Origin of the sequence: Bacillus sp. Pc3, assembly GCF_000815145.1 — a bacterium.
Classification (GTDB): Bacteria; Bacillota; Bacilli; order Bacillales; family Bacillaceae; genus Bacillus; species Bacillus velezensis.
In genome coordinates this window covers 704,632-718,174 of the sequence record NZ_CP010406.1, presented here as the reverse complement: position 1 = coordinate 718,174, position 13,543 = coordinate 704,632, and the positions used below count along the sequence as shown (strand labels likewise).

The following is a 13,543-nucleotide window of genomic DNA, read 5'->3' as shown; positions in this document are numbered from 1 at the left end:
CAAAGGAGGGATTCTGTGGAACAGGATACTCAGCATGTCAAACAGTTTCAATCGAAAACCGATCTTCATGCCGTTTTGACGTCTAACGGGCGTATTATGTATATTTCTGCAAACTGCAAATCGTACTTCAGTTATTCTCAGGAAGAGATGATCGGCTCATTTCTCAAAACGTTCCTGCATGAAGAAGATCAATTTTTGGTTGAAAGTTACTTCTATAATGAGCATCATTTGATGCCTTGCACCTTTCGTCTTATTAAAAAAGATCATACCATCGTATGGCTTGAAGCGGGTGTGGAAATTGTCACACCGCAAATGGAGGGGACGGATCGGGAAATCATCCTCAAAATCAAGGTGCTTGAGGAGAAGACGCCCCGCCGGCCTTATATGTATGAACAAAAGAAGCAAAAGGCAGAACAACAGTCGGAAGATGCGGCTGGAAACGGCGAATTCGAGCGTCTTGTCGAAATGCTGCCGAATCCTTTATATGTCAGCATCAACGGCACAATCGCCTACGCCAACAACGCGATGCTTGCCATGCTGGGAGCCGAAAGCAAAGACGAGGTAATCGGCAGGCGCTCTTATGAGTTTATTGAAGAAGAGTATCACGACATTGTGAAAAACCGAATTGTGCGGATGCAAAAAGGAATGGAAGTCGGAATGATCGAACAGACGTGGAGAAGGCTCGACGGCACGCCCGTTCATTTAGAAGTGAAGGCGGCACCGACGACATATAAAAATCAGCGGGCGGAATTGCTGCTTCTGATTGATATTTCTTCACGGAAAAAATTCCAAACGATTCTGCAAAAAAGCAGAGAACGTTATCAGCTCCTCATTCAGAATTCAATTGACACGATTGCCGTGATTCACAATGATAAATGGGTATTCATGAATGAGTCGGGCATTTCGCTGTTTGAGGCTGAAACCTATGAAGATTTAATCGGGAAAAACGTCTATGATCAGCTTCATCCCTGCGATCATGACGGCGTAAAACAGCGGATCCAAAATATTATCGACCGAAAGACCGAGTCAGAAATCATTAAGCAGTCGTGGTTTACCTTTAAAAACCGGCTGATCTACACGGAAATGGTCTGCATTCCGACGACGTTTTTCGGAGAAACGGCCGTGCAGGTCATTCTGCGTGACATTTCTGAGCGGAAGCAGACTGAGGAATTAATGCTGAAGTCGGAGAAGCTGTCTATCGCAGGGCAGCTGGCGGCGGGAATCGCTCACGAAATCCGCAATCCGCTGACGGCGATCAAAGGATTTTTACAGCTCATGAAGCCGACGATGGAGGAAAACGAACATTACTTTGAAATTGTGTTTTCTGAATTGAGCAGAATTGAATTAATTTTAAGTGAGCTTTTAATGCTTGCCAAACCTCAGCAAAACGCCGTGAAAGAGCGTGTAAACTTAAAGAAAATTATAAGTGAAGTGACCGCTCTTTTAGAGACGCAGGCAAATCTTAAAGGGATTTTTATCAAAACGGATTACGAACATGACAGCATGTATATTAACGGTGATCAAAATCAGCTGAAACAGGTGTTTATCAATCTGATTAAAAATGCCGTTGAGTCGATGCCGGATGGGGGAACGGTTCACATCATCATGACAGAAGATGAGTATTCCGTTAATGTGACGGTGAAAGACGAGGGTGACGGGATACCGGAAAACGTGCTGAAACGAATAGGCGAACCGTTTTTGACAACGAAAGAAAAAGGAACCGGCCTGGGGCTGATGGTCACATTCAACCTTATTAAAAACCACCAGGGAGCTATCCAAGTAGACAGCAAACCGGATAGAGGCACGGCCTTTCATATTACATTCCCGAAACAATAAAAAACAACGGCGTTATGCCGTTGTTTAAATAGTCTGCATGGATTCTCTCGTTTTTAAAATAAATGCTTCCAGCCGGTCCAAGCCTTCTCTCAATGTATCCAGTGAATATGCGAATGACAGCCTCACATACCCTTCACCCAACTTTGAAAACGAGCTGCCGGGCACAAGAGCCACACCTGCATCCTCTAAAAGAGCCATACTAAAATCAAACGATGACATTCCGAATGACTTAATGGAAGGGAAGATATAAAATGCGCCTGACGGCTTTACGACGTCAAGCCCCATTGAAACAAGACGGTCATATACATAGTCAAGCCGCTTTTTATACTGTTCTCTCATAATAAGCGCATCATCAACACCGTTTGTCACCGCTTCAAGAGCCGCTTTCTGAGAGATTGAAGACGCGCATGTCACACTGTATTGGTGAACTTTTAAGATGTGCTTGGCAATTTCTTTCGGTGCGAAAATGAAACCGATTCTCCAGCCCGTCATGCTGTGTGATTTTGACAGGCCGTTGATGACGATCGTCTGGTCTCTCAAATAAGACGCGATCGAATAATGCGGTCTGTCATAGGTTAATTCGCTGTAAATCTCATCAGACAGGACAAAAACATTTCTGCCCTTCAGGACGGCTGCGATGTTTTGCAGCTCTTCCTCAGACAATGTCACTCCGGTCGGATTTGACGGATAAGGAAGAATGACGCATTTTGTTTTTGGTGTCAGCGATTCTTCAATGAGCCGCGCCGTCAGCTTAAATCCGTGTGTCGTCGTATCCACATGGACCGGAACGGCGCCCGACATGCGGATGATCGGTTCGTAGCCCGGATATATCGGTCCGGGGAGAATAACTTCATCGCCCGGAGATAAAATCGTCCGCAAAGACGCGTCAATCGCTTGGCTTGCCCCGGTTGTGACGATGATTTCAGTTTCAGCTTCATAATTCAAATCAGCTTTTTTCTTCATATAAAGCTGTACGGCCTGTCTCAGCTCAAGGCCGCCCGCATTCGGAGTATATGCCGTTGCGTTCTCGTCGATTGCCTTTTTGGCAGCCGCTTTGACATGGTGCGGCGTGAAGAAATCCGGCTGACCGATCGTAAGCGAAATGACATTGTCGTGCTGAGCTACAAGATTTGAGAATTTGCGAATTCCTGAAATTTCAATTTCTTTTACATTCGGATTAAGCAAATGTTCCATAATTCATCACCTTATACTATATATTGAGTTTCTCCTATTTTACCACTAGCTGAGCATTTGTCATCTTTTTATTGAACTATCCCGAGTATATGTCCGATATGTGAAAACATACCTTCTTTCAGAAAAAAATAAGACAACCAGCTGAAATGATTGTCTTCATTGTATCATGATCTATCTATTGTGATATGTGGCGAATGTCATTAATACCCGTATTCAAAGCTGACGTCTTCCCGCCATAAGATGTATGGAGCGGGCTTGTCGGGACGCTCTTTCGCCTCTTTTTTCATTTGCAGGTAAGCCGTTTTGCTGATATCTTCTAACACCGTCATTTGATCTTGATCGAATATGACTACTGTACCCATTTATTACACCCTTCTTCCTGAAAAATCCTTGACTATTTTACCACTCGATGTCAAAAAGTCAATGGGATATCAGAAAAAAGCATTTTTTTATAAAGAGTTCATGGCCAGTTGGACCGAATACATTCACTTTTTCCGTTTCCAGCCGATATATACAGTACAATACTGAATGCGGATAGCGAGGGATTGAATTGTCTTTACAACAATACGATATTTTATTGGATTCAGGCACAAACGAATTAGAAATCGTCAAATTTGAAGTAGGCGTCAATACATTTGGCATAAATGTGATGAAAGTCCGGGAAATCATTCAGCCGGTAGATGTCACATCTGTGCCTCAGTCTCATAAAGACGTAGAAGGGATGATTAAGCTGAGAGGCGAAATTCTTCCCGTCATCAGTCTGTATACCTTTTTCGGCGTTGATGCCGAAGGAGCAAAAGACGATAAATATATCGTAACGGAATTCAACAAGCGGAAAATCGTCTTTCACGTCGGTTCCGTTTCACAAATCCACAGGGTGTCCTGGGAGGCGATTGAAAAGCCGACTTCCTTGAACCAGGGCATGGAGCGGCATTTAACGGGAATCATCAAACTGGAAGAGACGATGATCTTTCTGCCTGATTATGAAAAGATCATTTACGATATTGAATCGGCATCCGGAGTTGAGACTTATCATGTCCATCAGGAAGGATTTGATGAAAGACGGGCGGGTAAAAAACTGATCATCGTTGAAGATTCTCCGCTTCTGATGCGTCTTTTGACGGATGAGCTGACTGAGGCGGGGTACAGTGAAATCGTTACGTTTGAAAACGGAAAAGAAGCGTATGATTACGTCGTGGAACTGACGGATAACGGAGCAAACCTGTCAGACCATATTGACATGATTATCAGTGACATTGAGATGCCGAAAATGGACGGGCATCGTTTGACGAAGCTCCTTAAGGATAACCCGCAAAGCTCTGATGTGCCGATTATGATTTTCTCGTCCCTGATTACGGACGACCTGCGCCACCGGGGCGAAGTCGTCGGAGCGGATGAACAGATCAGCAAGCCTGAAATCAGCGAGCTCATTAAAAAAGTGGATACGTACGTGATTGAATAGAAAAAAGCCGATGCATAAGGAACTGACCCCATAATATGAGACAAACAAAAAACACCTTCAAGTTTGAAAACGGACCGTTGTTATCCGAAATAAAACTTGGAGGTGTTTTTCTATGGGGACAAGAGTGAGTTATCCGGTTGAAGTCAAACAGAAGGCTGTAGGAATGAGATTGGCGGGCGTGCCTATGAAAGAGATCATGCAGGAATTGAATATCAAAAATAAGACTCAGGTTCAGACATGGGTTAGATGGCATAAGGCTGGAGATACCCACCGATTCGAACAGCCTGTTGGAAAGCAATATACTTATGGAAAGGGTCCAGAGTATTCTTCTGAATTAGAGAAACTCCAGGCAGAGAATCGTTATCTGAGACAACAGAATGAAGTGTTAAAAAAGTACAACGAATTGGAAAGGAAGCTGATAGGGAAACGACAATCAAACTGGTAGAAGAATTGCGCAAGACGATGACGGTACAGGACATCTGTGTCCATTTAGATATTTCACGCACTTCATATTATAGATGGAGAAAGAATCTGACTAAGAGTAATCCTAAGATACGACTGGAGAAACAAATCGGCACGTTGTGCCGAGAACACAAGTATCGATATGGCTATCGGAAAATCACAGCCATATTAAAAAAGGGAATGCGTATGAATCATAAAACGGTTCAGCGCATTATGCAGAAGAATCAGTGGCAATGCCGGGTTAAGGTGAAAAAGCGCAAGAAGAATGGGCAGCCATATGCCGTGGCCGAGAATATATTGGATCGGAACTTTCAGTCTGATCGCCCTCTGGAAAAGCTAGTAACGGATATCACATATTTGCCTTATGGGCAGAAACAATTGTATCTTTCCAGTATATTGGATTTATACAATGGAGAAGTGATTGCTTTTACGATTGGCGATAGACAGGACACAGACTTTGTCTTACACACACTTGATTAGCTGCCCGCACTGCCAGAGAACTGTGTGTTACATAGTGACCAAGGTTCTGTTTATACATCTTATGAGTATCAGAAAGCTGTTAAAACAAAAGGCATTACCATGAGCATGTCCCGCAAAGGGACGCCCGCTGATAATGCCTCCATCGAATCGTTTCATTCCTCACTAAAGTCTGAAACGTTCTATCTTAACAGCATTGATCGAACTACGACCGCCATCGTAGAACGCACTGCCATAGAATACATTCATTATTATAACAATATTCGTATTCAAACGAAACTAAACAGCCAATCGCCGATACAATATCGGCAATTGGCTGTATGAAGGTGTTTTGATCCCTGTCTCAAAAACGGGGGTCAGTCCCATAACGCATCGGCTTTTTTTGCGGCGGAATTAAAAATAACTCTCACCAAGTTTTTTAAATACGGGTTTATGATAAGCGGGCTGCTGCCTGTTGGCGGCAAGCGGTTTTTCCTTTAAGCCCACATATTTTTGCAATACGTTTTTCGCTTTTGTCAAAGACATTTGTGCTTTAGGATTGCGGTACGATTGATTTAACGTACCTAAATGCGGAAGATGCTGGAAGTCTTCTTTTGTTGGAGGCATGTGAAAATAGTAGTCTCCGATAGAGATAAGTACGTCTGACTGCTGTTGGCTAAACCTGGGATTATTTGAAAAGTGAAGCCCTATTTTTTTCCCTTTGCCTTCTTTCACAAGCTTTTGTAATGCCCGTTTTTTCAGCAGATAAAGGTATTTAGGGTTGGGGGCGGTTTTTGCATGGCGGTTCACAGTATAAACAGCTTTTGAAAGATTCTCGATGGTTGGCTGCAGCTCTTTCGAATAAGCGTGGTCGTCCATTATTTCTCTCCTTTGCATTGATCAAGTTCATATATAGATTATACTTTTTTAGCGTTGAAATGCAAATATTGATTATAAAAATACGCCTTTTTCTGATGAAAAGGGCGCATCTTTTTCCTTTATTAGACAGGTTTCGCATGTTTTTCAGAATCAGCCTTTAATGATTGCTGCACATCGATCTCTGCTGCCTCGGCGCTGTATTTCGGAAGAGCGATAAAATAGAACACAAATACCGCTAAAATCACGATTCCCATGCCGTAATAAAGGTAATCAATATTGGTAACGAATTTCGGAAACAACAGGGCGACCAGTCCGAGTGTAATCGATTGGGCAAACATCATAAAAGGATCCTGCCAGCCGCTGACCCGGCCCATTATTTTCGGATGAACGATTTTCGGCATCCAGCCGCCGATGGCGATATTGACAGGGCCGATGCACATGCCGAGGACGAAAGCCGCCGCATAATAAATCCACAGCTTATCCGTATAGCCGAGGACAAAGATGAGCAGTCCGGCTGCCAAAATAGGAATCGACATCAAATGATGCGGTTTGACTTTTTTTGCGATCATCGTTCCGATCACACTTCCTGCAAGCAGGCCGAAGCCGAGTGCAACGGTGAAGATGGAAGTATGTGATTCATAATGATCAGGCGCAAGTCCGTATTTCATCGTAAACATCGGCAGTACGGCAAAGCCGCCGTTGACAAAACCAAAGATAAAAAAGCCGAAAATAAGGGAAGCAAGCAATTTGTTTTTAACAATATATACGATCCCTTCCTTAAAATCAGCGACCGAGTCTTTCAGAAACGAATCTCCCCATTTAAAAGGGCCGTTCGGCTGACGGGCTTCTTTCGGAATGCGGCACGCGCGGATCAGAAAGCCTGATACAATAAAGCTGACAAAATCAAGGATAATGGCTCCGTGAATACCGATCGTTTTATACATAAACGCGCCTATACCGACGCCGAATACCATGAAGATGCTGAACAGGATCTGGTTAAGTCCCGCCGCTTTCGCGTAATGCTCCTTAGGCAGAATAGCTTGTACAAGGCTGGCTTCCGCCGGGAAAAAGAACTTGGTCACGGCGCTTCTGATGAACAAAATACAGAACACGAGAGGGATGCTCCCGGTGTATAATGCGGCAAACAATACGATCGTCAGTCCGGCTCTGATCCAGTCACAATTCTCTGCGACCTTTTTCCTGTCAAGCCGGTCAGCTGCGACACCGACAATCAGAAATACGAAAACTGTCGGCAGTGAATACATCAGCTCAGCCAAAGTCGTGTATGCCGGCTGGTTTGAAAAATGGTCCAGCAAGTAAAAAGCGAAAGCCATATTACCTACAGTCGTTCCCATTTGAGAAGCGAGTGCTGCGAAAAAGAGACGGACAAAATTGCGATTTTTAAATATATCCATAAACACGCTCCTTACCCTAAAGGTCCCACTGTAATATATTATCATCAGCTCGTTCCATTAACAAATAAGATCTTTCTATCTTATAATAGTCACCCTTGTTCCATTAGGAACGGCAGCGGCAAGTTCAGTGACGTCCTGATTGTACATCCGGATGCATCCTTTTGATACCGCTTTGCCGATGGAGGAAGGATTATTTGTTCCGTGAATGCCGTAATGAATTTTAGAGAGGCTGAGCCAATAAGCGCCGAACGGGCCGCCGGGCTTAGGCTGGCGGTTCACGATGTAAAATTCTCCGGTCGGCGTGGTCGTCAATATTTTTCCGACTGCGATGGGATACGTACGGATGAGCCTGCCAAGGCGGTATAACTCCAGTTTCTTCGCTCCGATATACACGATGATGGAGTAGGGAATGGTGGATGGGTCGGGAAGATTCGGTATGATAATATGCTGTCCCGCGTATATGACCGATTGGATTGAGGGATTTGCCTGAAGGAGAGCAGCAGTGCTTATTCTGAAGTCTTGCGCAATGCTTGAGATGGTTTCTCCTTGTTTCACTTGATATGTCAGCAGTTTCATCACCCTCCTTTTTGCTCTTTTCCATATACATATTACGGAGGGGGTGTCTGTGCATCAGGATAAAAGTCTTATTTTTGTACGGTTTTTAATGTGAACAGCGTGATTTCCGGTCTGGCTAAAAATCGATACGGCAGTCTTGTCGTACCGAGCCCGCGATTGACGTAAACGGCTGTGTCATGCAGCGTATACATGCCGTCGGTATACGTTTTTCCGTAAGGAGGCGTAATGAGAGGGCCGAAAAACGGGAGCTGGACCTGGCCGCCGTGAGTGTGTCCCGACAGCTGGAGGTTTACGGGATATCCGCCTATCTTGAGAGCGGCATCAGGCTCGTGGACGATTAAAATGGAAAACGCATCTTCGGAAAGGCGTGACAGGGTGCCTTCATAATCGGGTTTTCCGAGCATTACATCATCCAAAAACCCGAGTTCAATCCGGCTTCCGTCTGTCAGCTGCACCTGACGATAGCCGTTTCGAAACACTTGAAAATCAGCCGCTTCCATCAGAGCCTTGTACGTGTTCGTACCGTAGCCTCCGTGGTCATGGTTTCCGTAAACACAAAGTTTGCCGAAGGGAGCTTCAAGATTTTGCAGCACGGCGAGTGCACGCTGGTGATCATTAAATAAATGCGGCTTATCAATTAAATCTCCCGTAAAGATGAGCAGATCGGGTTTCAGCTGATTGATCTTTTCCGCTGCTTTATTCAAGTCACCGGATGTAAACACATCACTGAGATGCGTATCGCTGAATTGAACGATTTTAAAATTGTCAAAGCCGCGGGGGATCAGGCGGCTGGTGATTGTATGACGGGTGATCTCAATCATGCGCGGTTCAATATACCGGGCATAGCCGTAACCTCCGCAAGCCATTGCGAGAGCTGCACCCAAAATGCCGAATCCTCTTTTTAAAAATGTTCTTCTGGTCATTTTCTCCATATGTAAAACCAACCTTTGTCAGAGTTGTTCTATTATATCATCAGCTTGGCTGAAAAATCCCTTCTCAGCATGTAATGACGCGGAAAGACATCTATGATAAAATTATGAATGATTATTCATTCAATAATAAGGGGTGGGTTTGTTATGGATAAGAAAGCGGTAATCATTACAGGCGGTTCAAGCGGCATGGGAAAAGCAATGGCGAAAAAACAGGCTGAATTAGGATGGCACGTCATGGTGACAGGGAGGAACCATGAAGCACTTGAGGAAACAAAAAAAGAAATTGAAACCTTTGAGGGGCAGGTCGCCTGTTTTCAAATGGATGTCCGTTCTGATTCCGCCGCTTCAGACATGATTTCAGAAGCGAAAAAAGTCTTTGGCCGGCTTGATGCGCTGATTAACAATGCGGCCGGCAACTTTATTTGCCCGGCAGAGAAGCTGACACCCAATGGATGGAAAGCTGTTATTGAGATTGTTTTAAACGGCACATTTTTCTGCAGCCAAGCAGCGGCAAGGCATTGGATCGAGCAGGAGCAGAAGGGCGTCATCTTAAATATGGCCGCTACATACGCATGGGGAGCGGGAGCGGGTGTCGTTCATTCCGCTGCAGCCAAAGCGGGGGTATTGTCACTGACAAGAACGCTGGCCGTTGAATGGGGGAGCAAATACGGCATCCGCACAAACGCGATAGCCCCAGGCCCGATTGAACGGACAGGCGGTGCGGAGAAGCTGTTTGAATCGGAAAAAGCGGTGTCCCGCACTATGAACAGTGTGCCGCTCGGCCGGCTGGGCACACCGGAAGAAATCGCCGCGTTGGCAGCGTTTTTGCTATCTGATGAAGCGTCCTACATAAACGGGGATTGTATCACAATGGACGGGGGGCAATGGCTGAATCCTTATCCGTTTTAATTTTTCATATATTGATTATTTTGCAAAACAAGCGAACGTTAAAGCCGCCGTTCGCTTGTTTTATTTTCTATTCAAAATTATGATATAATTTTGAAAGATTAAGGGGCGATTAATTGAAGAAATTATTAAAATGGTTCGTTGTACTATTTGTAAGCAGTTTCGTTATCATCTTTAATATTTGGTACTTTATTATTTGTGCTTTTACTCCGGAGTATTATCAAAATACCAATCTTACATCTGATGAAATAATCAGATTTGAAAAGCTATATCACATCGATTTTCCTGATGAAACGAAATTTATTAAAGCCAGGGAGTATTTGAGTGGGCTCGGAGGCGATACATCGGCTGTATTATATGTGTCTCTGCCAACTAAGCTGGCGGAAACAATTTTATCAGATTATACGTATATGCCAATACATCATACTGATCATGCGGGTTCAATGTATGGAGTTGACGTTTCCGAGAGTGTTGGCGGGTTAACAACTCTTACATTTGGCACTTTAGATAAAAAAGGAACTTTCTTTCAGTTGGAACATGAGGATGATTGGATATATAACAGAACTGATTGGAGCCATTATTTTTGGACAGCTGCCGGTTATAATGCTCTTATATTTATCCTTTTATTTGTGATTGTGAAACAAATGAATAACGTCCTTAATTAACCGGTCTGAAGAGTGATCTTAAAAATGTCCCCCTTTTATTTTAAGCTGCGGCCATACTGCCTCCTTTTCCCCTAATCTAAACATTTGTGGTGCTGATATAATTGTGTATAATCAGACAAAGATAGAGAAGCAGGTGATAACATGTTGGACCCACTTGATATACTGACGAATATTGATGATGTCATTCCGTATTACCAAGCGATTTTTAACGCTGAGGAACAAAGAGTCGTAGGCTACGAAGTGCTTGGCCGGATTTTGGCAGATGCGGAGATTGAGAGCCTCGGGCCGTTTTTCTTAGATTCCGGCATTCCGGAAGAATATAAGCTTGAGGTCGATGACAGAGTCATCAGGCAGGCGCTGGAGCGGTTTAAAGAAGCTGACCGTGATCTGTTGATTTTTATCAATCAGGATGCGAATGTATTGATGCTTGACCACGGCGAAAGCTTTCTTGAGCTTTTGAAAGAATACGAAGAGCAGGGCATTGAATTGAACCGTATTGTGCTTGAGATCACCGAGCACAATTTCGAAGGCGACATTGAACAGCTGTACCATATGCTTGCCTACTATCGTACATACGGCATTAAAATCGCGGTGGACAATATAGGTAAGGAGAGCAGCAACCTGGACAGAATCGCGCTCCTCTCACCGGACCTTCTGAAAATCGATTTGCAGGCGCTGAAGGTATCTCAGCCGTCACCATCATATGAGCATGTGCTGTACAGCATTTCATTGCTGGCGAGAAAAATCGGCGCCGCGCTGCTGTATGAAGATATAGAAGCTGATTTTCAGCTCCAGTACGCATGGAGAAACGGAGGCCGATTTTTTCAAGGCTATTATCTGCAGGCGCCGAGCGGGGATTTTATAGACCGGAGCCTGTTAAAAGCACGCTTGAAAACGGAGTTTCAGCAATTTATTACGAGAGAAAAAAAGAAGCTGGAAACGGTATATGAACACTCTGAGAATTTTTATAAGCGGGTCAATCAGGCAGTTTCCGAACTGAAGAAAACCCATCAGGCGGACGATGAGTTTATTAAAAAACTGGCGGAAAACCTGACCGACTGCTGCTTCAGAATTTATATGTGTGATGAAGAAGGCTATCAGCTGACGGGAAATGTGTTCAAGCAGTCCGGCGAATGGCTTTATCAGCCTGAATACATGGAGAAAAACTGGAGCTGGCGTCCGTACTTTTTAGAAAACATCATGAAGATGCGGAATTCAAGAAAAGGCTTTTTCAGTGACCTGTACAGTGATATTGAAACAGGTGAGATGATCAGAACCTTTTCATACCCGATGGATGAAAATATGTATTTATTTATCGATCTGCCTTACTCTTATTTATATGAACAGGACGGGTTACTTTAAAGCGGCTGCTGTATGCCGCTTTTTTTTGTTCATTTGAAAAAAGTTTTAAAAAACGATTGACAATGATACTGATAATCATTATCATTTGGTTATAGAGAGAAGTTACTCTCTGTTCCCCAACCCCTCTATCAGATCAAGATCCGAAAAAACTTGGCGCTACCCCCGCCAAGTTTTTTTATGCCGTCTCGCATAAAAAGGCTTCTCCTTACATACATCTGATAATGGCGGCTCAAAAAGCGAAAAATTATTTTTGAAAGGTGTATGACATTCCGAAAAAAGCTTCAAACTATTCGAAAACACGGTTTTCCCGTTTATTTCTTTTTGAAAATCCAGCGGGAAAATGCCATCCCGGTCTACTTTATGGTATGATGCTCTGTAGAACTTGTATTATAATAAATACTTGTTGATTTGAAGTTGTTTTTTGAAAGGAGTCTTTTTTTAGAATGTCACAATTAATGGGTATCATCACGCGGCTGCAAAGTCTGCAAGAAACAGCGGAAGCGGCTAACGAGCCGATGCAGCGTTATTTTGAAGTTAACGGCGAAAAAATTTGCAGTGTTAAATATTTCGAAAAAAATCAAACGTTTGAACTGACGGTTTTCCAAAAAGGTGAAAAACCTAACACATATCCGTTTGATAACATTGACATGATTTCTATTGAAATTTTTGAGCTCCTTCAGTAATTTGATTTGATTTTTCAGGCTGACCAAGCTTCCGGTCTTCCGCAAGCGGAGCTTTATAAAATTATGCAAAGGAACGTGCTTGTTCGTTTGGTTGTAGACTCTGGAAAGAGGAGTGTCCGTACATGGCTGATTCTTTTCTGTTTTATAATCTTTCTGAGGCACAGATGACCTTTCAAGACGTGACGGAGCGGCTGAAACGCTTTGTCAATAAAGACCCCCGTTCAGCATACGTGCTGTCTGTAGGGACTGATTCACAAGTTTACCGCGACTTCACAAAGTTTATTACAGCTATACACTTGCACCGTACAGGCAAGGGAGCTTGGGGCTGTTTGAAAAATCATGATCTTGCAAGACCGATACATAGCCTTCGCGAAAAAATTTCGCTGGAAACCGCGTTCAGCCAGGAGATGGCTGCGCATATCCTCGACGGCCGTCTTATGGAACTGACAGATTTGCTCTTGCCTTTTACGGATGAAGGGGCGGATCTTTCATTTGAAGTGCATCTGGATATCGGTCAAAAAGGACTGACAAAAGAATTGATACAAGAAATGACCGGCCGCATTACCTCGATGGGCATTGAAGCGAAAATCAAGCCCGATTCCTGCACAGCATTCAGTTATGCCAATCGTTACACAAAATAATATTTCATACAGAATCCGCAAAATGTCGAATTATGCGGTTGACGATTTTTTTCTGTTTACTTATTCTAGCGGTA

At 43.7% G+C, this 13,543-nt stretch carries 12 protein-coding genes and 2 pseudogenes; 8 read left to right on the top strand and 6 right to left on the bottom strand.

Annotated elements, in window-relative coordinates; all coding sequences use genetic code 11:
* The first annotated feature begins 15 nt into the window (after nucleotides 1-15).
* Nucleotides 16-1,836 carry a PAS domain-containing protein gene (locus SB24_RS02820; RefSeq protein ID WP_015417363.1) on the top strand — a complete coding sequence of 607 codons (1,821 nt, stop codon included), beginning with the start codon at nucleotides 16-18 and terminating at the stop codon, nucleotides 1,834-1,836.
* On the opposite strand, the pseudogene SB24_RS02815 reads toward SB24_RS02820, so the two are convergent.
* Nucleotides 1,817-3,030 (bottom strand): annotated as a pseudogene (locus tag SB24_RS02815) (aminotransferase A). The gene SB24_RS02820 and the pseudogene SB24_RS02815 overlap by 20 nt on opposite strands.
* A gap of 200 nt (nucleotides 3,031-3,230) precedes the next feature.
* Nucleotides 3,231-3,392 (bottom strand): hypothetical protein, encoded by a 162-nt coding sequence (locus SB24_RS20140; protein WP_007409608.1) that lies wholly within the window; start codon nucleotides 3,390-3,392, stop codon nucleotides 3,231-3,233.
* A gap of 188 nt (nucleotides 3,393-3,580) precedes the next feature.
* Between SB24_RS20140 and cheV the strand changes: the two genes are divergently transcribed.
* Together cheV and SB24_RS02800 are read left to right on the top strand one after the other, a co-directional pair.
* Nucleotides 3,581-4,492 carry a chemotaxis protein CheV gene (gene cheV / locus SB24_RS02810; RefSeq protein ID WP_039251615.1) on the top strand — a complete coding sequence of 304 codons (912 nt, stop codon included), beginning with the start codon at nucleotides 3,581-3,583 and terminating at the stop codon, nucleotides 4,490-4,492.
* 112 nt (nucleotides 4,493-4,604) lie between these two features.
* Nucleotides 4,605-5,755: pseudogene (locus SB24_RS02800) on the top strand (IS3 family transposase).
* 69 nt (nucleotides 5,756-5,824) lie between these two features.
* Here the strand turns inward: SB24_RS02800 and SB24_RS02795 are convergent.
* The 4 genes from SB24_RS02795 to SB24_RS02780 form a co-directional block, all read right to left on the bottom strand.
* Entirely contained in the window at nucleotides 5,825-6,289 is a 465-nt protein-coding gene (locus SB24_RS02795; protein ID WP_003154622.1) for a YkyB family protein, read from the bottom strand.
* A gap of 122 nt (nucleotides 6,290-6,411) precedes the next feature.
* Nucleotides 6,412-7,704: an MFS transporter gene (locus tag SB24_RS02790; RefSeq protein ID WP_015239757.1), complete on the bottom strand. Its 1,293-nt coding sequence runs from the start codon at nucleotides 7,702-7,704 to the stop codon at nucleotides 6,412-6,414.
* A 75-nt stretch (nucleotides 7,705-7,779) separates the two neighbouring features.
* The gene (locus tag SB24_RS02785) at nucleotides 7,780-8,274 is read right to left on the bottom strand and encodes a L,D-transpeptidase family protein (RefSeq protein ID WP_095284082.1); all 495 of its coding nucleotides are present in this window, start codon (nucleotides 8,272-8,274) and stop codon (nucleotides 7,780-7,782) included.
* 74 nt (nucleotides 8,275-8,348) lie between these two features.
* Nucleotides 8,349-9,212, bottom strand: a complete 864-nt coding sequence (locus SB24_RS02780) for a metallophosphoesterase (RefSeq protein ID WP_039251611.1) — start codon at nucleotides 9,210-9,212, stop codon at nucleotides 8,349-8,351.
* Between the two features lie 144 nt (nucleotides 9,213-9,356).
* On the opposite strand from SB24_RS02780, the gene fadH reads away from it, so the two are divergent.
* The 5 genes from fadH (at nucleotide 9,357) to SB24_RS02755 (ending at nucleotide 13,469) form a co-directional block, all read left to right on the top strand.
* On the top strand, nucleotides 9,357-10,121 hold the full coding sequence (fadH, locus tag SB24_RS02775) for a 2,4-dienoyl-CoA reductase (protein ID WP_015417368.1): 765 nt from the start codon (nucleotides 9,357-9,359) through the stop codon (nucleotides 10,119-10,121).
* Nucleotides 10,122-10,234: 113 nt separating this feature from the next.
* Nucleotides 10,235-10,783, top strand: coding sequence for a hypothetical protein (locus SB24_RS02770; RefSeq protein WP_031378778.1), 549 nt, complete (start codon nucleotides 10,235-10,237; stop codon nucleotides 10,781-10,783).
* 141 nt (nucleotides 10,784-10,924) lie between these two features.
* Nucleotides 10,925-12,145 carry an EAL domain-containing protein gene (locus tag SB24_RS02765; protein WP_039251609.1) on the top strand — a complete coding sequence of 407 codons (1,221 nt, stop codon included), beginning with the start codon at nucleotides 10,925-10,927 and terminating at the stop codon, nucleotides 12,143-12,145.
* 443 nt (nucleotides 12,146-12,588) lie between these two features.
* Nucleotides 12,589-12,828: a YkuJ family protein gene (locus tag SB24_RS02760; protein ID WP_003154613.1), complete on the top strand. Its 240-nt coding sequence runs from the start codon at nucleotides 12,589-12,591 to the stop codon at nucleotides 12,826-12,828.
* Between the two features lie 122 nt (nucleotides 12,829-12,950).
* On the top strand, nucleotides 12,951-13,469 hold the full coding sequence (locus SB24_RS02755) for a ribonuclease H-like YkuK family protein (RefSeq protein ID WP_007409617.1): 519 nt from the start codon (nucleotides 12,951-12,953) through the stop codon (nucleotides 13,467-13,469).
* Nucleotides 13,470-13,543 lie beyond the last annotated feature (74 nt).